General features: G+C 51.1%; 25 protein-coding genes. 10 read left to right on the forward strand and 15 right to left on the reverse strand.

The features are described 5' to 3' along the window. Positions 1–52: 52 nt before the first annotated feature. Positions 53–706: a PIG-L family deacetylase gene (locus tag H6G21_RS10335; protein ID WP_190573325.1), complete on the forward strand. Its 654-nt coding sequence runs from the start codon at positions 53–55 to the stop codon at positions 704–706. A gap of 79 nt (positions 707–785) precedes the next feature. Here H6G21_RS10335 and larE read toward each other — a convergent pair whose 3' ends face one another. From larE to H6G21_RS10370, 7 genes are all read right to left on the reverse strand, one after another. After that, entirely contained in the window at positions 786–1,640 is an 855-nt protein-coding gene (gene larE, locus H6G21_RS10340; protein WP_190573326.1) for an ATP-dependent sacrificial sulfur transferase LarE, read from the reverse strand. Positions 1,641–1,954: 314 nt separating this feature from the next. Then, entirely contained in the window at positions 1,955–4,258 is a 2,304-nt protein-coding gene (locus H6G21_RS10345; protein ID WP_190573327.1) for an ATP-binding protein, read from the reverse strand. An 87-nt stretch (positions 4,259–4,345) separates the two neighbouring features. Beyond that, complete coding sequence (locus H6G21_RS10350) at positions 4,346–5,125, reverse strand: ABC transporter permease (protein ID WP_190573328.1); 780 nt, start codon at positions 5,123–5,125, stop codon at positions 4,346–4,348. A 166-nt stretch (positions 5,126–5,291) separates the two neighbouring features. After that, positions 5,292–6,347, reverse strand: coding sequence for a DUF5357 family protein (locus H6G21_RS10355; protein WP_190573329.1), 1,056 nt, complete (start codon positions 6,345–6,347; stop codon positions 5,292–5,294). Between the two features lie 316 nt (positions 6,348–6,663). Continuing rightward, positions 6,664–7,227, reverse strand: a complete 564-nt coding sequence (fraC, locus tag H6G21_RS10360) for a filament integrity protein FraC (RefSeq protein WP_190573330.1) — start codon at positions 7,225–7,227, stop codon at positions 6,664–6,666. A 167-nt stretch (positions 7,228–7,394) separates the two neighbouring features. Further along, positions 7,395–8,678: a glycoside hydrolase family 10 protein gene (locus H6G21_RS10365; RefSeq protein ID WP_190573331.1), complete on the reverse strand. Its 1,284-nt coding sequence runs from the start codon at positions 8,676–8,678 to the stop codon at positions 7,395–7,397. Positions 8,679–8,959: 281 nt separating this feature from the next. After that, positions 8,960–9,169: a hypothetical protein gene (locus H6G21_RS10370; RefSeq protein WP_190573332.1), complete on the reverse strand. Its 210-nt coding sequence runs from the start codon at positions 9,167–9,169 to the stop codon at positions 8,960–8,962. 262 nt (positions 9,170–9,431) lie between these two features. Between H6G21_RS10370 and H6G21_RS10375 the strand changes: the two genes are divergently transcribed. Together H6G21_RS10375 and H6G21_RS10380 are read left to right on the forward strand one after the other, a co-directional pair. After that, positions 9,432–10,565 (forward strand): cob(I)yrinic acid a,c-diamide adenosyltransferase, encoded by a 1,134-nt coding sequence (locus H6G21_RS10375; protein WP_190573333.1) that lies wholly within the window; start codon positions 9,432–9,434, stop codon positions 10,563–10,565. 409 nt (positions 10,566–10,974) lie between these two features. Further along, positions 10,975–11,664, forward strand: a complete 690-nt coding sequence (locus tag H6G21_RS10380; RefSeq protein WP_190573334.1) for a hypothetical protein — start codon at positions 10,975–10,977, stop codon at positions 11,662–11,664. A gap of 369 nt (positions 11,665–12,033) precedes the next feature. Here H6G21_RS10380 and msrB read toward each other — a convergent pair whose 3' ends face one another. Both msrB and cax read right to left on the reverse strand, forming a co-directional pair. Beyond that, positions 12,034–12,444 carry a peptide-methionine (R)-S-oxide reductase MsrB gene (gene msrB / locus H6G21_RS10385; protein ID WP_190573335.1) on the reverse strand — a complete coding sequence of 137 codons (411 nt, stop codon included), beginning with the start codon at positions 12,442–12,444 and terminating at the stop codon, positions 12,034–12,036. Positions 12,445–12,572: 128 nt separating this feature from the next. Next, the gene (gene cax / locus H6G21_RS10390; protein WP_190573336.1) at positions 12,573–13,691 is read right to left on the reverse strand and encodes a calcium/proton exchanger; all 1,119 of its coding nucleotides are present in this window, start codon (positions 13,689–13,691) and stop codon (positions 12,573–12,575) included. 313 nt (positions 13,692–14,004) lie between these two features. On the opposite strand from cax, the gene H6G21_RS10395 reads away from it, so the two are divergent. From H6G21_RS10395 to H6G21_RS10405, 3 genes are all read left to right on the forward strand, one after another. Continuing rightward, a complete protein-coding gene (locus tag H6G21_RS10395; RefSeq protein ID WP_190573337.1) occupies positions 14,005–15,060 on the forward strand; it encodes a DUF1611 domain-containing protein in 1,056 nt (351 codons plus the stop codon). Between the two features lie 141 nt (positions 15,061–15,201). Continuing rightward, complete coding sequence (locus tag H6G21_RS10400) at positions 15,202–15,378, forward strand: hypothetical protein (protein ID WP_190573338.1); 177 nt, start codon at positions 15,202–15,204, stop codon at positions 15,376–15,378. A gap of 121 nt (positions 15,379–15,499) precedes the next feature. After that, complete coding sequence (locus H6G21_RS10405; protein WP_190573339.1) at positions 15,500–16,462, forward strand: DUF362 domain-containing protein; 963 nt, start codon at positions 15,500–15,502, stop codon at positions 16,460–16,462. An 86-nt stretch (positions 16,463–16,548) separates the two neighbouring features. Here H6G21_RS10405 and H6G21_RS26005 read toward each other — a convergent pair whose 3' ends face one another. Further along, positions 16,549–16,671 (reverse strand): hypothetical protein, encoded by a 123-nt coding sequence (locus H6G21_RS26005; RefSeq protein ID WP_277875277.1) that lies wholly within the window; start codon positions 16,669–16,671, stop codon positions 16,549–16,551. 412 nt (positions 16,672–17,083) lie between these two features. Here H6G21_RS26005 and H6G21_RS10410 point away from each other — a divergent pair, with 412 nt between their 5' ends. Beyond that, positions 17,084–17,323 carry a hypothetical protein gene (locus H6G21_RS10410; protein ID WP_190573340.1) on the forward strand — a complete coding sequence of 80 codons (240 nt, stop codon included), beginning with the start codon at positions 17,084–17,086 and terminating at the stop codon, positions 17,321–17,323. Between the two features lie 88 nt (positions 17,324–17,411). On the opposite strand, the gene H6G21_RS10415 is transcribed toward H6G21_RS10410, so the two are convergent. The 3 genes from H6G21_RS10415 to H6G21_RS10425 form a co-directional block, all read right to left on the reverse strand. Further along, entirely contained in the window at positions 17,412–17,996 is a 585-nt protein-coding gene (locus H6G21_RS10415; protein WP_190573341.1) for a hypothetical protein, read from the reverse strand. Between the two features lie 107 nt (positions 17,997–18,103). Then, positions 18,104–19,228 (reverse strand): bifunctional diaminohydroxyphosphoribosylaminopyrimidine deaminase/5-amino-6-(5-phosphoribosylamino)uracil reductase RibD, encoded by a 1,125-nt coding sequence (ribD, locus tag H6G21_RS10420; RefSeq protein WP_190573342.1) that lies wholly within the window; start codon positions 19,226–19,228, stop codon positions 18,104–18,106. A gap of 87 nt (positions 19,229–19,315) precedes the next feature. After that, positions 19,316–19,816, reverse strand: a complete 501-nt coding sequence (locus tag H6G21_RS10425; RefSeq protein ID WP_347278004.1) for a hypothetical protein — start codon at positions 19,814–19,816, stop codon at positions 19,316–19,318. A 398-nt stretch (positions 19,817–20,214) separates the two neighbouring features. Here H6G21_RS10425 and H6G21_RS10435 point away from each other — a divergent pair, with 398 nt between their 5' ends. The 3 genes from H6G21_RS10435 to H6G21_RS10445 all read left to right on the forward strand — a co-directional run bounded on the left by H6G21_RS10435 (position 20,215) and on the right by H6G21_RS10445 (position 21,178). Further along, a complete protein-coding gene (locus H6G21_RS10435) occupies positions 20,215–20,469 on the forward strand; it encodes a 2TM domain-containing protein (RefSeq protein WP_190573345.1) in 255 nt (84 codons plus the stop codon). 165 nt (positions 20,470–20,634) lie between these two features. Next, positions 20,635–20,940, forward strand: a complete 306-nt coding sequence (locus H6G21_RS10440; RefSeq protein WP_190573346.1) for a DUF3181 family protein — start codon at positions 20,635–20,637, stop codon at positions 20,938–20,940. A 46-nt stretch (positions 20,941–20,986) separates the two neighbouring features. Next, positions 20,987–21,178: a hypothetical protein gene (locus H6G21_RS10445; RefSeq protein ID WP_190573347.1), complete on the forward strand. Its 192-nt coding sequence runs from the start codon at positions 20,987–20,989 to the stop codon at positions 21,176–21,178. Here H6G21_RS10445 and H6G21_RS10450 read toward each other — a convergent pair. Then, entirely contained in the window at positions 21,149–22,204 is a 1,056-nt protein-coding gene (locus H6G21_RS10450; RefSeq protein ID WP_190573348.1) for a dipeptide epimerase, read from the reverse strand. The genes H6G21_RS10445 and H6G21_RS10450 overlap by 30 nt on opposite strands. Before the next feature lie 79 nt (positions 22,205–22,283). Beyond that, entirely contained in the window at positions 22,284–23,057 is a 774-nt protein-coding gene (locus tag H6G21_RS10455; RefSeq protein ID WP_190573349.1) for a DUF362 domain-containing protein, read from the reverse strand. Between the last annotated feature and the right edge of the window lie 87 nt (positions 23,058–23,144).

Genomic DNA, 23,144 nt, shown 5'->3' on the forward strand with positions numbered 1-23,144 from the left:
GCTTAGTCCAAGTTCTGGTTGTTTAGGATAGCAATTACGAGGAAGCATCAGCGTGCTGAAACTAAACTTTGAAGCAAAATCGGACTCTGCCTATCGAGTTCTTTGTCTCGGAGCCCATTGTGATGATATTGAGATTGGCTGTGGCGGGACGATCTTAAAGTTGATTGAAACCTATCCCAATATCATTTTTTATTGGGTGGTTTTTAGTTCTAGCGAAGTGCGATCGAAGGAGGCATTTGCTGCGGCAAATCGCTTCTTGCAGGGAGCTACGATCGAGAATATTGTTGTCAAAAACTTTAGAAACAGCTTTTTCCCCTTTGTTGGAGCGGAGATCAAGGAATACTTTGAGGAGATTAAGCAAGCCTTCTCTCCAGATTTGGTTTTGACTCACTACAAACAAGATGCCCACCAGGATCATCGCCTGATTTCTGATCTCACTTGGAATAGCTTCAGGGATCATCTGATTTTAGAATATGAGATCCCAAAATATGATGGCGATCTTGGTCAGCCTAACTGTTTTGTCCATCTAGATGAATCAACTTGTCAACGCAAGATTCAGACCTTGATGGAAGTTTTTGATACGCAAAAGAAACGCCAGTGGTTTACAGAAGATACATTTCTCTCACTGCTACGCTTGCGCGGTGTTGAATCTAATTCCCCCAGTCGATATGCAGAAGCATTCTACTGTCGTAAGTTAGTTCTCTAATCCTGTGTTGAGGTGAAGAAAGTTTTCGATCTTTGCTGAGCCGCGACATTGGTTGCTCCGCAGCAAAGATCGGGCTACATCACGAATGTGTTGAACTTACATTAAGTGGGTGTTGAGTTAAGACATCATTTAACTTACCGCTGCGGTAGCCTTCTAAATCTAAGGTGACGTAGAGAAACCCATACTCTTGAAAGATCTGAACCAGGGTTGGCAAATCGGTGTCCATGACAAATTGTTTGACTTGCTCTGGTAGGACTTCAATGCGGGCGGTTTCTCCCTCCGATCGCACGCGAATATTTTGCCAGCCTAATTTCCGCAAATACAGTTCTGCCCGACCGACTCGCTGTAATTTTGGAATCGTAATTTCTTCGCCATAGGGAAACCGGGAACTTAAGCAAGGTTGAGCGGGTTTATCCCACCAAGGCAGTCCTAGGGATTTGGACAGTTCCCGCACTTCCAATTTTGTAATACCCAATTCGGCTAAGGGCGATCGGGCACCCCGTTCCTTAGCGGCTTGAATTCCAGGTCGATAGTCCCGCAAATCATCGCCATTGACGCCATCCACGACGTAGGGGTAGCCCCATTGCAACGCTAAGGGTTTCAGTGTGTCGTGCAGTTCACTTTTGCAGAAGTAACAACGATTGATGGGGTTGGCGGTGTAGTTGGGATTATCCATCTCATGGGTTTGGACAACCTGATGGGGAATGCCGATATAGGCTGCCTGCATCCGAGCGTCTTCCAAGTCTTCCGGGAGCAGGGAGGGGGATTCTGCCGTAACCGCCAAGGCCCGATCGCCCAAAACATCGTAGGCAATCTTGGCCACTAAGGTGCTGTCAATGCCACCGGAGTAGGCAATTAGAGCTTTATCCATCTCGGCAAACAGGTCACGGAGACGATCGAGCAGTGGTGAGCGATCAAGAGTATCTATCAGCATAGTTCTACGGAGATTAACTAAATACCACGGGAGAAATGGATAGGAAACACCAACAGTAAAACCCTAATCATGCTTCTATGATTCCTGGAAACATGAATGAACTAGCTATTAATAACATGACTGATTGTAGTTTCTGAAACATATTCTGCATTATCGATAGATTCATCTGTCAATTCATCTGTAAATTTATCAATATTCCTATTGTGATTATCGGCAAACATGGTTTTCAACTGATTTTTCAACTGGTTTTTAACCTGGCTTTTAACCTCTAGTGTTTTACACAGAATTCCAACGCCTTAAGTCAAATCGTGAATCTAGTGTGTTGTGTACTGGGCAACTAAGCTCGCTAGTTTTTTGAGATCGATCGGTTTCGCAATATACTCTGTGGCCCCTGCGGTCATGCAAGTCTCCCGATCGCCCGACATTGCCATTGCAGTTTGAGCGATAATTGGTAATTCCTGATAGGAATTCTGCGATCGTAACTGACGGATTAAGGTTAAACCATCCACTTCGGGTAAGTTAATATCCATCAAAATCAAATGCGGTAAGGCATGATGTAGAGATTGCCACATCTCCTCAGCATCCTTAGCCCAGACGATGTGATAGCCCAACCGACCCAAATAGGCCATGAGCAACTGACCATTATATAAGTTATCTTCTACCAACAAAATTTCACCCCGCATCTGTAGAGTCTCTTGGGGCTGGGTGGGGGCTATGGGTTGAGATGCGGCTCGACTGCCTAAAGCAACCGGTGGCTGACCTCGATCGGCAGTACTTTCTGAACTCGCTTCTGAACTCGCTTCTGAATTACCTTGTGAATTACCTTCTGAACCTTCTGGCGGAGAGATGGCAGAATTTATAGCCTGAACGGGCGCTGGGGCACAGGCAGAGTCGATCGGAATCACGACTGTAAAGGCCGAACCCTGATTCAATTCCGATTCCAACTCCACCCAACCCCCATGCAGTTCGGCTAACTTTTGAGTCAGCGCCAATCCCAATCCTGTGCCTTCCGTTGGGCTTGCCACTGCGTTGGGCAGTTGCTGATAGGGCTTAAAGAGCAAACTTTGCTGTTCTGGAGAAATGCCAGTTCCCGTATCCCACACCGTTAACCGCGTCCAACCGTTCTCCTGCACCACCCGCAACCCTACAGTACCGACCGCCGTAAACTTGAGGGCATTAGACAGTAAGTTAAACAGCATTTGCTTCAGTCGCAGGGGATCGGCCTTCAGGGGCAGCAAATCTGCCGGGATGTTCAGTTTAAGAGACAAGCCCCGATCGCTGGCTTTTTCCTTGACTAGCAATAACACAGTTCGACAGAGCGGTTCAATCTCCACCGACTCCCAATTCAAATCCAGTTGATTGGCTTCAATTTTGGAAAGATCGAGAATGTCGTTAATCAAAGCCAAGAGATGTTGGCCACTGGTGAGAATAATTTTGAGATATTCCTGATGGCGTAGACTGCCGGGGTTAAACCCCTGTTCCCGTAAAAGATGGGTAAAGCCCAGAATGGAACTTAAGGGGGTGCGAATTTCGTGGCTGGTATTGGCTAAAAACTCACTTTTAAGTTGACTAATCTGTTGCAGTTCCTGGTTTCTAACTTGCAGTGTTTGGGTCTGTAATTGCAGTTGGTTATACGATCGATAACGACCTAAACCTTGCCCAACCAACTGAGCAACCCGTTGAATAAATGCCTTTCTACTGGTCTGAGGAATGGCCTCTAGAAGAGCCGTATCCATAATCTGCGGACGCCCAATCAACCAGCCAATTTCCTGGCCTTGAGCCATGAGCCGCCAAGCCCAGCAGCAATCTTGCGCTTCCCACAGTCGTAACGTTTCAGAGGCGATCGCTTGGTTCAGCGTCAATTGAATTGTTCCAGGGCGTGAGTTCTCGCTATAGGGATTAGGGCTGGAAGGATTAAGACTAGAAGGATTAAGACTAGAAGCGTTAAAACCAGTGGCGTTAAAACTAGTAGCGTTAAAACTAGCCGCGTTAAAAAAACAGGAATCCAAACAACAGGCGTCAATTTTGTAATCTATTGTATTGCCTGATGTATTGGTATTGTCTGATGTATGGGTATTGCCTGATGTATTACCTGACGTATTACCTGATGTATGGGTATGGTCTGATGGGTTGCCTGGGCTGCTATTGGGAGTGCAGGGTGGAGGAGATGAATAATTTGAGTCTGAACTATTTGGAGTGTAATAGGTAGTGGCTCGATAGTGGTTGCCCGAGGAAGGGAAGGGTGCCAGGAGACTCCGAAACGTAGGATCTAGGGCGATCGCCACCTCTTCTCCGGTCAGAAATCGGGCAATTGCCTCGACTAGGGTTTGGAGCAGAGGTAACTCGTGATCACTATCGCCCTGCGGTTCGTTGCTTTCGCTCTCGGTACTTTCCTGGGTTAGCCCTTGGTCAAGATAGCCTTCTAGCCAGTCATCCAATGCATCCCGAAAGGCATGAAATCTTGCTGCGAGCTCCATAGAACCCAGTGCCTGCGTGCCCCATACCGTAGAGCCTAGAGCCGCAGAATCCCGAGAGTCGGCAACCTTATTGGAGACTTCAGGGTTGAAGTCAACTTGAATTAGGGCAGCCCCCCAGTAACACTGAGTCGAAAGGTTCATAAGGAAACAATCAGACGTACCAACGCTGTCGCATCAACTCTGTCACCTTGAAGTTGCTTACTCTCCCTTGCTTGGGATCAGTTGATCTTAGAACTCTCGGCGCTCAAAGATTAACGAAGCCAATGCCAGTACAAGAACTATATACAGTAAACCATATCCAGCATTGGCCAGCAGAATATCCGTGCCAGGGATGAGATTGTAGTTCAATTGGTTCTTTAAATCGAGCCGAGATAGATCGGGCAACACCATGTAGAGATAGCGGGTGACTTGCTCGATCGCGGGATTTTTGGACAGCTTGCCAAGAGTCACCAGATCTCGACTGAGGGATCCCATCAAATAGACCGAGAAGGTCATCAGCACCGCTAACAAAGAACTGGTAAAGACCCCAAAACCAATGGCGATCGCGGTGATTAATGAAAGCTGAAGCCAGAGAAACGCAGAATGGCATAGGAGGGCAAGCCCATTAAACTCCACACGCCCCAACAGCATCACCCCCGCGTAAAGTGCGGTCATTATGGCCACTAGAACCGCTAAGACCCCCGACAATCCCAAGTGCTTCCCCAGGATAAATTCCGATCGACTGACAGGCTTCGCAATCAGGACAAAAACCGTGCGTTTTTCAATTTCTTTATTCACTAGCCCAGTGCCTACAAACACGGTCAGCAACAGACCCAGAACTTGCATGGCCGCCAAGCCTAGATCGGGCAGAATTTTTTGCTCGGTGGAAGCAGCAATCTCGGGCAGCAGGCGTTGGGCTAGGATGAGGGTAATGCCATAGAACCCAACCAAATAGAGGACGCGATCGCGAATCACTTCCCGAAAGACATTCGATGCAATGACTGTAATTCTCGCGATGGAACCGAACATGATGGGATTGGCTGAGAAACGGCTAAAGTTTTGCGACTCCCCTTGCCTAATCAATTTGCCTGATTAATCAATTTGACTCAGAGTCACTGAACTTAGAGCAAAGAGAGATGCAAAGGGAGAATAACACAGTCTAGCTCGCTTGGTGCAGTTTCTCAGCCTCCCGACGTTAAGCACCCACAGGCTTAGAATCTGGCTTAATCTCGATCGGACGGCTGACATCGTTGCATTTCAAACGGCCCACCACACGACTTGCGGGTAGGGCTGCCCCTGCCTTGCGATAGAACTGGCGATTGGGCGTAATTTCGCAGGTTTTGGTGAGGTAATAGCCAGCCTGCTGGGAACTCGGCCCTTGCCAAACAGCATCCAATTGCACGTTGTACATTGCGCCCGTATCAAAGCGATCGGTGGTGACTTTACCCTGGAGATCCCACAGTTGCCCTTCAAATAGTCGCCAACGCTGGGACAATTGTTTTTTGACATCACTTTCGAGATCGTTGACCCATTGCTTTTGGGCTTTGTTTTCAAATAACCAGCGTTCAATCTCGCTCCAATTCTGCTTCTCTAGGCGGCTCCGCAGCTGAGACTCGGCAGTATTGAGCACATCTTTGCCCAAGGGAGCGCCCCGATCGAAGTTGGAAACCCGCACGACAAAAGAGCTACTGGTAAAGTCATCGGCAAGCAAACTGGGATAAATGCTAAGCCACCCCTGTAGCAAAAAGTAGAACTGGAACCAGCAGGCTACCAACACATGACTAAGCAAAAACAGCACCATGCCTTGGCGCTTATCCTTACCGGGCCAGGTAAATTCGGGGGTTTTGCTGCCACCGTTGGTTTTAATAAAATTGGGAATTAAGCCAATGAAAGCCGCTAAGATCGGCCAGACAATGAATGCAGGGGGGGTAATGGCGGTCAATTGCCCAAAGTTGCCCCAACTGCCAAAGAGAAATAGACAAATCAAGGCAGAGATAATCCAAGGCCCCAAAAAGATCTGGGTGAAGACGCCCGGAAACGTGAGAGCCTTCTTGACCGGCGGTTCATAGACAAACCACCAAGCCGCCAAAATCAAGAAAATCCAGCCACAGGATGAAATGATGTTTTGCGCGATCGAGGTGGTGAAAAAGGCAATGAATGACGAAAACAAACTCAGCAATAACAAAGTTTGCCAGGATGCAGGCTGTTTAGGGGTCAGAAAGTTACGAATTTCTTGAATAAACTCTTTCATGGCAGCGCGTTCATGGCAACTTTGTGAGGCAAATTAGCATTTAGCAAGTTAGCGGCAAGCAGTTGAGCTAAAGCTGTCAATGGAGCAACGAGATGAAGAAGACTGACCAGATATTGACCAGATACTGGCGAAAAGAATGGGACAGATTCTGAAGGACGAGTTTTCAGTCAATGGAGCTGTAACGCTTATCGCAATAACGTTGGTCAATGGAAGGACAGGAACTCCGAACCGTTCAGACCTAAGAGGCCGTTCACATACCGTACTGCTCGCATATGCTTGTGATAGATCATCTGCGAGACCTTAGCTTGTGCAGAGACTAGCGCGGCAACGGCGGCTGAGCCACGAGGATGCGAATCGCTAGAATAATGCTGATGGCCGTAAAGCTAAAGGCGTTGGCCCAAAGTACCGCCAGAGGCCGATTGGACTCCGGGGCAAAGATAGGATTTGTCTGTTGTTGACGAAGCCGACCTTTAAATTTGGGTGACTCATCCCCTTTTTTCTCGGGGAGTGTACTTTTTTCCAAGAGCAATTCTAGCCACTCAATGCCCTGGAGCTTCAACAGAAAGGTGACTAGGAAGATCCCAAACCCTAGGCCAATCATGATGGGCGGAATCGATCGAATCCCAAAGAAGACATAGTCGATCACGAGGATGCGATAGGGCTCTGGGAGTAGGGGTTCCGCGACGAAAAAAGCTACCCAACCTAACACCGTGGTGAAAAGGTTGATGGAAGCAGCATACTGCATACTCACTTTGCGTCCCAAGTCCAGCCGCACGTTCAAGACGGCAGCTTCGATAGCGATCGCCAAAATCAGAAAGAGGAGCTGAAAGGCGATCGCCCGTAGGGGCAAAACATCGGTAAAAGTGGTGATCGGTGGCATTGCGACCCAACTTAGCGCTCTGTCCCCACGATTTTACGCGCGTTCTCTCCATTTGGAACGGAAACTTTGACCCAGAAAATATAGCCCTCGATCAAGTAACGGATCGAGGGCTGTGGTTGAGGAACCTGCCAGGGATTCCATGGGCACTTAATAGGCAGGAGGCAAGCTTATGGCGTGGCTGAGCCGGCGATCCGGGTGGCTGGATTTGGGAACAGTGCTTGAAAGCCTGCTAGACGATCGGCCAAGGGATCCGGTGACTGATCCCAGAGGGTTTCGTAGTAGAAGAAGGAGACCCCCAGCCCCGCCTGTTGCGAGGCCCAGACCTGGGATTGAATTTGCTGGATGGAAACGGGTTTGTTCCGTAGACCTGTCAGGATCCCGATCGCGGTGGGAATTTTTTTCTGGGTTTCCTGAATTTCGGGACGCGATAATTTAGCCGCAAAGCTTTGCAAGTCCGATCGATACACCTGCATGACCAATTCGTCCACGATCCCCTTACGGACCCAGTTCAGCCAATCCTGGAGATGGAACTTGTAGGCGTGGTCGTAGTAGTTGGGCGAGACGGAGAAAATGGCTTGGGCTTTCTTCGCCTTGACGGCCTGATTCAGTTGGGTCATGAAGGCGGTGATCTTATCGGCCCGCCACTTTACCCAGGCTTCGTCGGCGGGATTGGCGGGAGGGGCTTTTTTCGTTTCTTTTTTGTAGAGTTCGATGGTGTAGCGATCGTAGCCAAACTCGCGGGGTAGGCTCATATTGTCATCGAACTGGATCCCGTCTACGTCGTATTGCTGCATCACTTCCATTACCAACTGGGTGATGAACTGTTGCACCTCAGGATGGAAGGGATTGAGCCAAGCCACTTCCCCCGCAGGCCCCACGGAGGTTTGGCTGCCGTCGCGTTTTTGGGTGAGCCAGTCGGGATGGGCTAGGGCGAGTTCCGAAGTTTCCGGTGTCATAAACCCAAACTCAAACCAGGGGATCACTAACAGGCCCTGACGGTGAGCTTGGTTCACCACATCTTGCAAAATATCGTGACCGTCGGATCCTCGGTATTGGAAGGGCTGGATCCCCATCTGCTGGGCGAGGGGACTGGTATACATGACATAGCCTGAATTCCAGATAACGGGATAGATCGTGTTGAAGTGGAGGCTGCTGAGTTTACCCATGGCGTCTTGGGTGCGTTGGCGATCCTGCATGATGTCCATGTCGTTCAGGGTCATCCACACGCCCCGAATTTCCTGCCGGGGGGCTTGGGGCGGCGGCGCGATGGGAAAAGCGTCCAACTGGGCGATCGCGGGTATCCCTGACAGCAGGACAATCCCCCAGGACAGTAGAAAGAGGATGGGCCACAGCCATCGCAGCCGAAGACGCGATCGCCCCAATGAGGTAGACCGATGGGAACGGCGGGACGCTGAAGGATGGAGCAAGGGAAGGGAGGAGAAGACGCTCATGGGTATCTACAGAAGTGCACGATCAATCAGGAGAAAGAAGATTTAAGCGAGCTAGGCAGCGGTACTTGCTAGGCAGCCGGGATCCATGTTGATCACTCTGGATAGATTGCTCTCCAGTCTACAAGGATCCTTTTTCTCTGCTTAGGAACTCGATCGCAGGCGGTGAATGGGAGAATTCAACGGCTGGGGCAAGTGATAGAACAGACGCTGGAGCACGCTACTGTTGATTGTTGAAATGACAATCGTCCAAATTGTTCCCTGCAACGGTTATTGCCAACAGGTTATTGCCAACAGGTTATTGCCAACCCTGCTTTCAAGCTTTCAACCCGTGATTCCCCACCGGTAGGACACAAGGGGCGAAATGACCTATCCTCTGGTTTCACCGATCGGGGCTTAGCTTCAGGATAAACCTGGGTTTGGCTGGCATTTGCCTGCCTGTGGCCATCATCGTGTACCGTCCCCGCTGCAACGTTCATGCCTGCAACGTTCACGCCTACAACACCTACTTCTGTCCTGGGTTGGCAAAATAGACACTATATCTAGTGTTGATTTCAATAAAATCCTGTTCCAAAACGCAAAAGTTCGCTAAGATATGCTCACATTTCCAATCACCCTTGCTCTGGTCGGTTTCGCCTAATTCTCTGAGCCTTCCTCCGGCTTGGGAACCTCTTGCTCTAGCCGACTGAGCAATCTTTCTCAGAATGCGACGGTTCTGAATTTTCCCTTTCGTTGGCCCTTCTCGTTAATAGACCTATGGTTCGGACAGGCATTGGCATTCGTACAGCACAGGATCGGACGGAACGACTGGTCGGGCAGATCCATGTCTATGACGGGGCGGGCAAAGGGAAGTCCCAGGCAGCCTTGGGGGTGGTGCTGCGATCGATCGGCCTAGGCATCCAGACCTTTTCCCAAACGCGGGTATTATTGTTGCGGTTTTTGAAGGGGCCGGGGCGTACCTACGACGAAGATGCCGCGATCGAGGCTCTGCAACGGGGCTTTCCCCACTTGATCGACCAGGTGCGTACGGGGCGGGCAGAATTCTTTGGGGCTGAGGAGATCACCAAGTTCGATCGCCTAGAAGCGCAACGGGGCTGGGATGTGGCTAAGGGCGCGATCGCGTCGGGGCTGTATTCCGTGGTGGTGATGGATGAACTGAATCCGGTGCTGGATTTGGGACTGCTGCCCGTGGATGAGGTGGTGCGGACGCTGAAACGCAAACCGGAGCATATGGAAATTATTGCGACGGGTCGGGGGGCACCCCAGGCGCTGGTGGATATTGCTGATCTCCATTCGGAAATGAAGCCGCACTACCACACGCTACCGGAAGGGCAAGGCATTACCGGGATTGAGATTTACACCGGGGAAGGAAAGGGGAAATCAACCAGTGCGTTGGGCAAGGCGTTGCAGGCGATCGGGCGAGGCATCAGTCAGGACAAGTCCCACCGGGTGCTGATCATGCAGTGGCTCAAGGGTGGCGTGGGTTACACAGAGGACAGTGCGATTCAAGCCCTGCGCCAAAGTTACCCCAATTTAGTAGACCATCAACGATCGGGGCGGGATGCGATCGTTTGGCGGGGGCAGCAGCAGGATATTGATTATGTGGAGGCGGAGCGGGGCTGGGAAATTGCCAAGTCCGCGATCGCGTCGGGGATGTATAAAACGATTATTTTGGATGAGTTAAACCCCACGATCGATCTGGAGTTGTTGCCTGAGGAACCGATCGTGCAGGCGTTGTTGCGCAAGCCCAAGGATACCGAGGTGATCATCACTGGGCGTTGCAAAAATCATCCCGCCTATTTCGATCTAGCCAGTGTCCATTCCGAAATGGTCTGTCACAAGCATTACGCAGCACGCGGCGTGGATCTCAAGCGCGGCGTTGATTTTTAGGAGGCGTTGATTTTATCGACTGAGTTGCCTAATGATGCAGCATCCAGGGCCTATTATGCTGTTTTCCACGCTGCATCCGCTTGATTGTTGGCACAAAACTTAGAGTTTAAGAGTCACGCCGGAGTTTTGAGATCTATCAGCTTAAACTTTGTGAAACCCGGAATCCTTGAAACTAGCGTTGGACGCGATCTGAATTGGCTAGCCGAATTGCGTCAAACAGCTGACTACGGAGAAATACGCAACGTTTCTATGCTTCACTGCCTAGGGAGGGGTAAGCCATCGCCGCCTACGAAGGAGCTGAAGCGATCGCCTTGCATAAATCGATCGGGTCTTCCCTATCGAGAAGATGTCAGAGGTTAACCCCTCCACACAATCTTCCAATAGACCCAAACATTCAAGGAAATTCGCAATGAAACTTGCTCAACTGACCTCCTCCCTCGTGATTGCTTCTACCCTGTTTGCAGCCTTTGTTCCCACTGCCAAAGCTGATGATCTTGCTAGCCAAATGGTGGGTAAAGTTCAATGCAGCACTGGCGATGTCGCTCTGGGAAATAATATTCAAAATAATGTGAATAAGAGCGATCGTACCTGGGACTTGTCTAAGTCTGGCAACAGCGCTTCTTCCAGTAACTCCAACAGCAGCAAATCAAGCAATTCTAGCAGCAAAGCCGGTGGTGGCGGTGGTTTCAGCGTCTTTGGTATTGTTGGTGCCAATGGCAATGGCAGCTCTGCCGACAGTAAATCCTCTAGCTCCAATCAATCCAGTGCCTTCAGCGGCAAGAGTGCCTTCAGTAACCTAAACAAAGGTACCTCTTCCTCCTTCAGCGATAAGAGTTCTTCCACCGTTGTGGTTGGCAAAGTCAGCAATTGCGATTCCAATAACGCGGCAATGGCTGATATGTTCAAATCGCAAAAAGCATCCGAAATGAATGCAGACAACAACCGAACGGATATTCAAATCAACAACACCAACAATGAAACCTCTCGGAAACGAATTGACGCGGAAGTTAACATGAATCGTGACAATAACAAAACTCAAGTGGAAATGTTGGATATGCAGCGCCGAGGTGGCCAAGTGCAAAACCTAATTAAGTGGTAAATGGAGTGGTCAAAGTGCCAAACACCAGTCCGCTGAGTTCCTGAAACCTTTGTCAGTCTGTCGTTCCCTACCATTGCTTTACTCAGTCATCATTCAACCGAGCACCTCTGTATCTATTACTACCTTGATAAGGTCATGTAGAACGTCTTGATGCAGCAAGTCTAAGCAATTCTCACAGCATTTTCATCTTGCACAACTTGCACAACAAAGGGACATCGAATCGATGTCCCTTTTTCTGATTTCTGCCGCAATTACTCTGCCGCAATCCGTGGATTCTTCCAAAGGAAGATGATAGGTTGGGCAATGAAGCCGCAATCAACCCGATCGCCCGTGCTGAATTGCTTAATTCGACTGAGCGATCGCCCAGTCCTAGGGATTGGCTGGCTTAAACTCAAGCGACACGCCATTCATACAATACCGCTGTCCCGTCGGCTTTGGCCCATCGGGAAACACATGGCCGAGGTGTCCCCCGCAACGGCTGCAATGGACTTCGACCCGCGTCATAAAGAACGATCGATCGACTGAAGTCTCGATCGCCCCTTCGATCGGAGCATAGAAGCTTGGCCAACCCGTCCCGCTGTTGAACTTAGTATCCGAAGTGAATAGGTCTTGCCCACAGCCAGAGCAAGCATAGGTACCGGGTTCATAGGTTTTATCTAACGGACTGGTTCCGGCCCGCTCGGTGCCATGTTTACGGAGAACCCGAAACTGCTCCGGCGTCAGAAGTTGCTGCCACTCCGCCTCTGTTTTTTGGACTTCAAACACTTTGTCAGTTGCCATGGTGGATTCACTCCGCCTAACGCTAAAAAAAGGGACAGAGCGATCGCCCTGTCCCTATGATTATGCAATGAATTTTAGGGAGTCGGTTGCTAGGCAGGCGTGGGATGAGCGGACTGCCTAGCCAATGATTAACCCATGCCCGGAACCACCGGATGGAAATAAAACGCTAAGCCTAAGACTGCATAGGCTGCCAGCAAAAGTGTCCCCTCTAGCCAGTTAGATTTACCATCGGAACTGATGGAGTTCGTAATCAGCACGGCTACGGCTACAGCCACCAGTTCAAAGGGATTAAAGTTCAAATCCATGGGCTGCCCCAGGAACCAGCCCGCAATTACCAGCACCGGAGCTACAAACAGCGCAATCTGTAGGCTGGATCCAACTGCTACGGAGAGTGACAAATCCATTTTGTCCTTCATAGCGACGGTGACGGCAGTGGCGTGTTCTGCGGCGTTACCAATAATCGGCAACAAGATCACCCCGGTAAACAATGCCGTCAGCCCCAGCATCGAAGTTGCTTCTTCCAGGCTATCCACCAGCAACTCCGACTCGATCGCGACGCCGATCGTGCAGCAGAACAAGACAAACGTCCAAAGCGGCAGATTGGGTTGGTGGCCTTCTGATTCCCCCGCAAGACTCGCTTCGGCCATCTCGATCGCGCTCTCTTCCACCGTAGCTGCGTCATACAGATAGGTATGGGTTTTCATGGAGAATAACAGGGTCAACCCATAGACCCCAATCAACACGATCGCCACGGCCACGGAGAGCTTTTGAATCGTGACCTCATCAATTCCGGCAGACGTGTAGTTCACCGCCGTCGGCAGCAGCAAGGCAATCACCGCCAAGTTCATCGACGATGCATTGACCCGCGCCACCACCGGCTGGAATTCCTGTTCCTTATAGCGCAGCCCCCCGAGGAGCATGGACAGCCCCATGACCAGTAGAAGGTTGCCAATGATCGACCCGGTTAAACTCGCTTTTACCACGTCGATCAAGCCTGCATTGAGGGCAACGATCGCAATAATCAGTTCCGTCGCGTTGCCAAAGGTGGCGTTCAATAGCCCCCCGAGGGTCGGCCCTGCGACCACCGCAATTTCCTCTGTCGCGGTTCCCATCCAAGCGGCCAGAGGAAGAATCGCTGCTCCCGCCGTCAAGAAGACCACTAACGAGCCCCAGTGGAGGAAATGAGCTGCGATCGAAATTGGAATAAAGGCTAGTAGCCCAAGAAAGACTAAATTTTTTAGTGACATCAGACTTCGCCAGGTGGATATGTGACGGGGTAATGGAAAAGGTGAATCGCCTTCGCTGTAGGAGGCAACTTAAGAATACCCATGGCGATCGGTTTTAGCATGGATTTTCCCAACAGGCACGGAGAATTGCGATAGGCTGAGACAATTAGGCTAAGGCAAGGGGGGCACCTAGGGAATACCTAGGGGGTACCTAGGGGATACCTAAAATTCCCTCCTGAAATGGCCCCTACACTAATCTCTTAAATTAGCAATCCCTCAAATTAGCAATCCCTCAAATTAGCAATCCCTAGTCAAATTAACGCCTCCGCTTGCTATGTCCGACCTGTCTTGCTTTGCTAGCCCCGATCGCCGGATTGCGGTTCTCCTCCATGAAGGGATTCGTGGCACCCATGGAAAAACGGGATTGGCTCTCATCCGCTATCGCCCCGAACAGATTGCCGTGGTCATTGACAGCCAAACCGCAGGGCAATCCTTTGCCCAACTGACGGGAATTCCTTGGGATGGCCCGATCGTCGCGTCCGCTGCCGAAGCCATGGCCTACCAGCCTGATTGGTTGGCGATCGGCATTGCGCCCTCCGGTGGGGCCTTACCCGAAAGCTGGTTCCAAGAGATCCACCAAGCAGTCGCGGCGGGTTGCTCGATCGCCAATGGCCTGCATACGCCCATGGCCGCTCATCCTGACCTCAGCCCTCTGCTACAACCGGGGCAACTCATTTGGGACATGCGCCAGGAACCCCCCGGCTTGGCCGTAGGTCGCGGAGCGGCTCGCTACCTTTCCTGTCGTCGGGTTCTGACCGTCGGGACGGATATGAGTGTCGGTAAAATGTCCACCAGCCTGCAACTCGATCGGGCCTGTCGCCAACGGGGACTCAACTCCAAGTTTCTCGGAACGGGGCAGGCGGGCATTATGATTTCTGGGGAAGGCATTCCTTTAGATGCGGTGCGGGTGGATTTTGCCTCCGGCGCAGTGGAACAACTGGTTTTGAAATTTGGTAACCACCACGACATCTTATTGGTCGAAGGTCAGGGATCATTATTAAATCCGGCTTCGACTGCAACCCTGCCCTTAATGCGGGGAAGTCAGCCAACCCATTTAGTTTTGGTACACCGGGCTGGGCAGACGCATATTAGGACGTTCCCAGATACCCCCATTCCACCGTTGCAGAATGTAATAGAATTATACGAGTCCGTTGCATTTGCTGGTGGTTCGTTTAATTCCGCAAAGGTTGTTAGTGTTGCACTCAATACAATTCACTTATCCGATGAGGAGGCGAAAATCGAAATCGATCGCGTCCAACAATCGACAGGGTTACCTTGTAGTGATCCCATTCGTTATGGCGTGGATAACTTGATCGATACTTTTCTCTAGAAAATCACATTTCTTTTAACAAAAACTTAACTTGATCCCATTGCAGTTCTGGGATCTTCGGGGCACTCTATTTCTATAGGCAATTACTTGATCCCAAGGAAAAGCCTAAATTTTTTTAAACCACTACTAGAGGAAACACCTATGCAATCCGTCAAACAAATGACCCAGCGCAAAGTCACCGAACTATTGAACTGGCTCCATGGCGATAGCTCCCAGTTACAACAGTTGCTGGAGCAAACTCAGCAGCTGAATCCTGATAAAGATACTTCCTGGTGCATCGACAAAGTCTGGTCAGAACAACGGGCGTGGCGAGTTTGACTCGATCGTTCCCTAGCCTCCTTGTCCCTCTCTACTGCAACTTGCCCGGTGTCCTTGCTGGATTCTTAATATCCAAGTTTTAATAGAAGGCAGTTTTACCGACTCGGTTGAGAGTGTTAAGATGCAGCCTTCTGTCAGTCTCCTTCGTGTAACGTCCTACAATCACCAGCAGCTACGCCACAGCCTGGAAACCCTGCTGGATCCCTTGGGTGGCATCTCAAACTTTGTCAAGTCCGGCGATCGGGTTCTCCTAAAGCCCAATCTCCTGACGGGCGCTCGGCCTACGAAAGAATGTGTGACTCGACCAGAGGTGGCCTATTGTGTCGCACAAATGGTTTTGGAAGCGGGCGGACAGCCCTTTTTAGGCGATGGCCCCGCCTTTGGCAGTGCACTAGGGGTTGCTAAGGCCAGCGGCTATGCCTCGCTGATTGAAGACCTCAAAGTTCCGATCATCGAATTCAAGGGCAAACGCTATGAAACGGTGAGTCAGGAATTTAACCATTTGTTGTTGTCGAAGGAAGCCATGGATGCGGATGTGGTGATTAACCTACCGAAGGTCAAATCCCACGTTCAGCTCACCATGACCATGGGGGTCAAAAATCTGTTTGGCTGTGTTCCCGGTAAGATGAAAGCCTGGTGGCATATGGAAGCGGGCAAAGATGCCGATCGCTTCGGAGATATGTTAGTGGAAACGGCACGGGTCATTAGTCCTGACCTGACGATCGTCGATGGAATTTTGGGCCATGAAGGCAACGGCCCCAGTGGCGGTGAACCGAAAGAACTGGGCATTTTGGGCGCATCCGCCGATGTATTTGCCCTCGATCGGGCCATTTTAGACATCGTGCAAGTTGATCCAGCGCTCGTGCCAACGATTCGAGCGTCCCGGCGATTGGGTCTCTGTCCTGAACTTGAGGCGATCGCGTTTCCCTTGATGACACCCAAGGAACTCCAAATTGCCGATTGGCAGTTACCCGTTAACATGATGCCGATCGACTTTGGGGCACCTCGGGTCATCAAGTCTACGTTTAAACACCTGTATATTCGGTTTATTAAGGAACCCATGGCAGCCTACGCTGGACGCTAGCCCTTCAGCCAATTTGCTGCGATTAATTGCGCTGCTGTGACTCTACGGCTGCAATCTTGTTGCACCTGAGTCCATGGCTCCTAAGACTAGATAAGTCCCATCCCGATCACCATGGCTCCCATGGTGATCAGGTGTAGCATGACGCCTCCCCAGAGATTTTGGGTTTTGAGGATGAGCCAACCATTGATCACCCCTAGGGGCAGCCCCATTCTTTGAGGATTGTGAAGTGTCCAATCCCCCCTATCACCCAAATGGCTACAATCAACCAGAGGGTCTGTCGGAGGCGATCGGGGGCTGACGCGGCATGATTGACTCTGGATGGATTCAGCACCATAATGCTGCGCCTATTGCTTAAGTATTGCGCCTGTTGCTGAAACTTACCTAGAAGAAAATGCTTGCTGTCAAGCGGTACACCCTGATCCTAATGAAATCCTCAGTGGAAACGCCCAATCTTGAGTTAAGCGTTAACTAAGAACAACCGCCATTTCCGTATCACTCCCCCCAGTTTTATGTCTTTTTTGTAACTCTTGTATCGCCTTGTTACTAAGCTGTTCGATTACCATGTCAGCTAGGTATCTTAAGAAAGTCACCTATTTTCTTAAGCTTTTGCTAAGAGTTACCATGACACCTACAATGCTTCGACAACTGTGGTCTCTGGTGGAAATGAATCAGGCCACGCTGCTTCTCAATCTAGATGATGCTTCCCTCGTACAATGGCTGCTCAAGCAATTTCGAGCAGAACAATCCCTGAATGCTGAAGAAGCTTCCATGGTGGGCCATTATATTCAGTCAAAAATTCCTTTAATTCGTGATCTAGCGGGACAACGCATACCACACATGGCGCTGAGCCGTTCAGTGTAGTCGTTTGCACTGGTTGTGCGGTCTAGGTTCTCTCCATTGCGATTCAAAAGCGCTTATCGAGGGCTGTTCAGAAGTCGGTGATTCGGCGCTAGTTGGTAGACGGACTAGTTGGCGGAAGATCGATGGGTGGCTGGGATTGGGACGATCGCAGCGTACTGGAAACTAAGACAAACCCTAGATAGGCCGGCAGAATCAAAAGAATCAGGCCAATTCCTGCGACGGTAGCCCATTTCAAATTCGCGGGTTTACCGTAGACACTCCGATAGGGATCAATGGGCAGTAGCTCAGACTTCACCACTTCCCGCATCGCGATCGGACGCTTAAACCGGACTCGTCGATCGTCGAGCTTTTCTAACAAAATCCAACCGGCATATCCTTCTTCTTCGCACAATTTTTGCAGCACCTTGGGATCCCGAAACACATCCTGGTAAGCCCGCACAATTTTAAATTCCCACCCCACCAGTCGAGGGTCTGTGCTGCCCTTTTGAGCTTTCGTCACAACATTTTCATCCATCGGATCGATCGTAGTTTTGGAATCATAGGGCGTTAATTGCTCTTCTTCGGTCCAATCTTGACGTTCCTTGAGTTGCTGCCACCGCAGTCCGAGACCCAAAACGAGGCCCTGTAGCCCAAGGCTCCCCATCAATAAACTTAGTAGAGCCAGTTCGCCCATCCTGCCCTTACACCCATGCAGACCACATTGATTGCAAAATCATTGATTGCGAAACCATTGATTGCGAAACCATTGATTACGAAATTAAGTGCGAAATTGATTGCGAACTAGAATTTAACATATCCTTCAATCAACCAATCGGTGTCAATTGATTGTAGTCGCAGTTTTTCCAGTTGTAGCGCTTGGGTCATTGCTTGGAAGCCCAAATCGCCCACGGGGGTCGGTGCATTGACGCCGCCAATGATTTTGGGGGCAATGAAGGCCCAGACTTTTTGGACAGCCCGATCGGCGATCGCCCGTGCCGCCAAGGTGCCACCACATTCCCACAACACCTGCATACAACCCCGATCGTACAAATTTTGCATGACTGCGGCGGGGCTTAAGTCCGCTAGGGCAATCACTTCTACGCCCTGGGCTTGTAGTTTGTCATTGACCTCAGGATTTGCGCCAATTTGGGTAAAGACCAGGGTAGGAGCGATGTCCGTCTGCCACAAATTGGCGATCGTCGGCAGATCCAAGGTGCGACTCATCACCACGCGCAGGGGATTGTGATCCGTGAGGCCGTGGGTGGTCAGGTTGGGATTATCTTGACGAACGGTGTTGCCGCCGATAATGACCGCATCACAGGCCGATCGCAGTTGATGGACTTTTTGCCGTGCGGCTGGCCCCGTAATCCAAGCACTGTGCCCCGTCGTGGTGGCAATTTTGCCATCGATCGTCATGGCATACTTCAAAATCCCAAAGGGCTGATGGTGCAAAATACGATGCGCAAACGCTTCGTTCAATTCCTGGCAGGCGGCAGCTTCCACCCCCACAACGACTTCAATGCCCGCCTCTCGCAGCTTGGCAATGCCCCGTCCCGCCACCTGGGGGTTGGGATCTTCCATGCCAATCACCACCCGATGCAATCCTGCCGCCACGATCGCATCGGCACAGGGCGGTGTCCGACCAAAATGGCTACAGGGTTCCAAATTAACGTAGAGCGTCGCTCCCTGGGCTTGGTCTCCCGCCTGTCGCAGGGCAAAGACTTCAGCATGGGGGTCTCCCGCCCGTGGATGAAACCCTTCCCCCACCACCACTCCGTGCTTGACAATGACAGAACCCACGAGAGGGTTAGGTGCGGTTTTTCCCAAGGCTTGTTTGGCAAGGTCTAAGCACCGTTGGAGATATTGTCGATCGATGTCATTAAACTCAGATGGCGGGAACTCAGGAGATAGATTACGACTAGACATAGTGGTGACGATGGACTGTTTCCATCCTCCCTTTAGGAGGTTGTGTCGTCTACTATACCCAAGCAGGATTCAATCCCCAAGCAGGATTCAATACAGGCGAGAGGTTGAGTAATGTCCCAGAACTTCTTGGCCCCACCGCACTAGATTTTCGGAGCCTTCCATCAGGAGTAAATAATGGCCTCGGCTGATGTGGTGGCGATACAAGCTAGCGACGGTTCCCCCGCCAAAGGCTCCTAAAAAAGTTCCGATCGCAGCGCCTAACAGTCCGCTGGAAAAGCCCACCATGGGAATAATCATCATCGAGGATCCCACCATGGCCCAACTGGGTTGGCGCAGGAATGCTAGGGCTTCGAGTTGACTGTGAATCAGCCAGAATAAGGCCGTGGCAACGACGGTTCCCACGATCGCGCTGACGATCGCCCAGCCCACGGCCTTCCGCACAATGATCTGAATTGGACGCAAGAGGCCAATTCGCTCAGGGCGGCTATACCCTTCACCTACGATCGTTAAATGTTCGGGAGAAATTCCGTGATAGTTCAACAATCGGTAAGCTTGAAATGCAGATACTTCATCTGGAAAAACTTTCACGACCAGATGTGTATTTCGAGGCACCAACCCTTTTTGTCGCAGGAATCGCCTTACCACCGCAGCTATGCCCAGTTTTATAAAAGCTATATTGGCAATTCTAAACGCTCAAACTGAAATTCCCTAGTAGCCACCCATCTAACTTAATCATTGTTTGATGAATCATCGGGTTATGACATGAATCATCAGGGTATGACCAAGGTCTCTCCTGTATTCGATCGCTCAGGGGCGGCAGTGTGAAGGGGGCGTTTGGTCAAAGGGGGCTGGGGCGAACTTGGTTGGGGCGAACTTGATTGGGGCGAACTTGGTTGGGGCGATCGCCCTAGGACCCCTGTGCGTACTATGTGTGTGTACTATGGAAGGATTCAGGTTTTGTTGAAATTATTGTTTGGTGGATCCCTATGCCTCCCCGTTGGTCTCGTGTTCCCACTCGTCAAGATCCGGAGTATCGCAAGCTCGACGATCGTGTGACGTTTGCCACCCATGTTGCTGGCTTTCTTGCGGTGAATTCTGGCGTATGGTTTGTGCGACAGGTGCAGTATGCCGATTGGCCTTGGACACTTTGGCTGACGGGCCTATGGGGTTTAGTTTTAGTCGGCCATGGTGTTTACGTGTTTACGATCGCCGACTACAGCGATGCTCCTAAGGATTCCTAACCCTCGGGATTTGTCCATGGGACTCATTCGTTCGCCTAATTCATTCACTGAATGAGTCTTAGTTCACCGAACCAGTCTCAGGTTATTGAAGATTTTTGCGGTTCAGGATGCTACATTCTGGACTCGCTCGCTAAATTCTCTCTTGCTGAATAAGGAGTAGAGCCTATGGCACGCAATTCATCGCAGGCGATCGAATCCCTTGCTGCGGAGATTGGTGAAAATATTTACATCGATATCGCCAAGTGGCACCTTTACCTAGCAGAGGCTAAGTTGCATACCGTGTTGGCGGAGCAACTGTTTCCCCTTCTGGAAAGCGGTAGGGTGGATGAAAGTGCAGTCACCCAGGTTTTGCAGCAAATTTCTGTGAAGGTCGGTGGGGGCAAGCGGGAACTGCCCTTGAGCGATCTGTTGCCGATGCAATGCCAGGTAAATTTGCTCGATCTGCTGGAAGAGTTTCAGCGGAATTTGTAGACAAGGAATTTGTAGACAAAAATTTCTAGCCAACTCGGGAAAATTAATGCTGGGAAATCAACGCTGGGAAGTCAACGCTGACAAGTCACTCCAGCAAGTCACTCTGGCATTACTCCTTCAGGCAGGGCAGTGGCTACAGCGACACCTCGATCGATCACGATGGTGTATGCGATCGCGATGGTGTATGGGTAGTCCATCATTAAATGCCCTATGCCGTGCCGCGAATGGTGACACCTAGACCGGGCTGCAAATTGGGTAACAGACAACCATTCTGGAAACTTGCTCCCACAAACGGATCATCCTTCAAATTCAGGTGACTATCCAAATCCAAATGATCCGCCAAGGGTGACAGGTGGGCCAACGCCGTATTCATCAAACTGCTATCGGAATAGCAACCAAACATGACCTTCAATCCCGCTGCTTTGGCTGTGTGGATCATCCGTAACGCTTCCGACAGCCCCCCGCACTTATTGAGCTTGATATTCACCCCATGCACCCGATCGGCCAGGGGCAAAATATCCCGACTGGTAAAACAACTCTCATCCACAAAAATCGGCAACGGCGACTGACGATAGAGCTCCAGCAGATCCCCCTCATGGCCCTTGGGTAACGGCTGCTCCAGGTAGGTAATGCCCTGATCCGCCAGCCATCCCGCCATGGCGATCGCATCGGCCAACTGCCAACCGCCATTAGCATCAATACTGATCTGCTGGATGTGTGGAGCCGCCGCCTTCACCGCCAACAGCATCGCCCGATCGGCCTCGATTCCCGCCGGACTGCCCAGCTTCACCTTCAGCACCCGAATTTCCCGGTTGAACTGCAACCAATGGCGCACCCGTTCCTGGGCGGCTTCCGGTGTGCTAATTCCGATCGTCACCGACGTGGGCACAATGCGATCGCGGTTTAAGCCCAACAATTGCCATAGGGGTAAACCCGCCTTTTTACCCAGCCAGTCATGCAGCGCCAAATCCAACGCCGATCGTGCCGCCGAGGGCACCCCCGCATCCTCCATCACCCGATCGAGGCTTTGTCGTTCCAAGGGACTGTAGGGGGCTAGTAGGGGCGTGATCCGTTGTAGCGATCGGGCAATTTGGTCGATCGATTGGGACTGTTCTCCGATGGAAAATGGGGAGGCTTCCCCCCAGCCCTCAATGCCGTCGTGTTCAATCCGTAGAAATAAATTAGTGGATTGGCTGGTTGTGCCTCGGCTGATCGTTAGGGCAAAACGCTTGTGAACGGTAAAAGTTTGCAGACGGATTTGCATAGGAGTGTATTAAAGAATCGCAATCTAGTTCCCTCTCCCCAGGGAGAGGGCTAGGGTGAGGGCCGAGAGGCTTAAGGTGCTAAAATCCCCGGTCTCGCAGACATTCGATCGCCTCAATATACCGTGGAATCGCTTCCCCCGTGACCTCGCAGGCCGTCCGATCGACCGCGATCGGATCCTCGCCGCAAAACACCTTACCGCAGGGCAGAGCAGTCCCGCGATCGGGTTTCCAATCCCGGCTGACAAAGCGTTCCGTGGCATCTACCACCGCCCCATCAAACAGGTAGCCAATGGAAAAATAGACATCCTGCAACACCTCCGGCACGCTGGGGCGATGTAACTGACCGCGAGAATTGGCACTGCGGGCTTTATATTTCGCACGGGGAAAGAGCCCATAGAGATTTTTCAACGAAGCCGAAATCAGCGGTTCATCCTTCAGAATTGTGCGCTTGAAGGCTCCGATCGTAATGCGGCAGTCCACTTCTTGCAGTAGCTTGGGTGCCCAAAGGGTTTTGAAGCGCACGGGTTGGGGCGATCGATTCTCATATTCCGCCAGTTCCAACGTATCCGCATCCAACAGCCGCATTCCCCCGTCCAACACCTGATCTAGCCCCCGTTTTGCCGCGATCGTGGCTAGGCTCACCGGCGAACAGACCCCCTCCACAATCAAAATTTCCGCCGTGGGGCTGGCCTGCCGTAATCCCTGTAACACCTGCCCCAACACCGCTAGGCTCACCGTCACCGGGGGCGCTGCGGGATACCCCAAATTCGGCTTGACCAGAATGCGCTGGGCACCCTTGGCCCGATCGGGCGGTTGATAGACAAAAGCAGCCGAATCCAGAACTTGAACCATCGAAATTTAAATTACCGTAACGACCATTGAGCATTGTAGCGATCGTCTCTGGCTCACTAACTTTGTAAATGTTGCTGTAATGTCGCC

This window comes from Alkalinema sp. FACHB-956 (assembly GCF_014697025.1).
Lineage (GTDB): Bacteria > Cyanobacteriota > Cyanobacteriia > Leptolyngbyales > Leptolyngbyaceae > Alkalinema.

Bases quoted from the DNA above. Each gene is read 5' to 3' on its own strand.
- H6G21_RS10445 (WP_190573347.1), top strand. From the start codon at position 20,987: ATGCTGGGAAATCAACGCTGGGAAGTCAACGCTGACAAGTCACTCCAG.
- H6G21_RS10410 (WP_190573340.1), top strand. From the start codon at position 17,084: ATGACACCTACAATGCTTCGACAACTGTGGTCTCTGGTGGAAATGAAT.
- H6G21_RS10440 (WP_190573346.1), top strand. From the start codon at position 20,635: ATGGCACGCAATTCATCGCAGGCGATCGAATCCCTTGCTGCGGAGATT.
- H6G21_RS10395 (WP_190573337.1), top strand. From the start codon at position 14,005: ATGTCCGACCTGTCTTGCTTTGCTAGCCCCGATCGCCGGATTGCGGTT.
- H6G21_RS10355 (WP_190573329.1), bottom strand. From the start codon at position 6,347: ATGAAAGAGTTTATTCAAGAAATTCGTAACTTTCTGACCCCTAAACAG.
- H6G21_RS10450 (WP_190573348.1), bottom strand. From the start codon at position 22,204: ATGCAAATCCGTCTGCAAACTTTTACCGTTCACAAGCGTTTTGCCCTA.
- H6G21_RS10405 (WP_190573339.1), top strand. From the start codon at position 15,500: ATGCAGCCTTCTGTCAGTCTCCTTCGTGTAACGTCCTACAATCACCAG.
- H6G21_RS10455 (WP_190573349.1), bottom strand. From the start codon at position 23,057: ATGGTTCAAGTTCTGGATTCGGCTGCTTTTGTCTATCAACCGCCCGAT.
- H6G21_RS10400 (WP_190573338.1), top strand. From the start codon at position 15,202: ATGCAATCCGTCAAACAAATGACCCAGCGCAAAGTCACCGAACTATTG.
- cax (WP_190573336.1), bottom strand. From the start codon at position 13,691: ATGTCACTAAAAAATTTAGTCTTTCTTGGGCTACTAGCCTTTATTCCA.
- fraC (WP_190573330.1), bottom strand. From the start codon at position 7,227: ATGCCACCGATCACCACTTTTACCGATGTTTTGCCCCTACGGGCGATC.
- H6G21_RS10365 (WP_190573331.1), bottom strand. From the start codon at position 8,678: ATGAGCGTCTTCTCCTCCCTTCCCTTGCTCCATCCTTCAGCGTCCCGC.
- H6G21_RS10345 (WP_190573327.1), bottom strand. From the start codon at position 4,258: ATGAACCTTTCGACTCAGTGTTACTGGGGGGCTGCCCTAATTCAAGTT.
- H6G21_RS10375 (WP_190573333.1), top strand. From the start codon at position 9,432: ATGGTTCGGACAGGCATTGGCATTCGTACAGCACAGGATCGGACGGAA.
- H6G21_RS10415 (WP_190573341.1), bottom strand. From the start codon at position 17,996: ATGGGCGAACTGGCTCTACTAAGTTTATTGATGGGGAGCCTTGGGCTA.
- msrB (WP_190573335.1), bottom strand. From the start codon at position 12,444: ATGGCAACTGACAAAGTGTTTGAAGTCCAAAAAACAGAGGCGGAGTGG.
- H6G21_RS10350 (WP_190573328.1), bottom strand. From the start codon at position 5,125: ATGTTCGGTTCCATCGCGAGAATTACAGTCATTGCATCGAATGTCTTT.
- H6G21_RS10380 (WP_190573334.1), top strand. From the start codon at position 10,975: ATGAAACTTGCTCAACTGACCTCCTCCCTCGTGATTGCTTCTACCCTG.
- H6G21_RS10435 (WP_190573345.1), top strand. From the start codon at position 20,215: ATGCCTCCCCGTTGGTCTCGTGTTCCCACTCGTCAAGATCCGGAGTAT.
- larE (WP_190573326.1), bottom strand. From the start codon at position 1,640: ATGCTGATAGATACTCTTGATCGCTCACCACTGCTCGATCGTCTCCGT.
- ribD (WP_190573342.1), bottom strand. From the start codon at position 19,228: ATGTCTAGTCGTAATCTATCTCCTGAGTTCCCGCCATCTGAGTTTAAT.
- H6G21_RS26005 (WP_277875277.1), bottom strand. From the start codon at position 16,671: ATGGGGCTGCCCCTAGGGGTGATCAATGGTTGGCTCATCCTCAAAACC.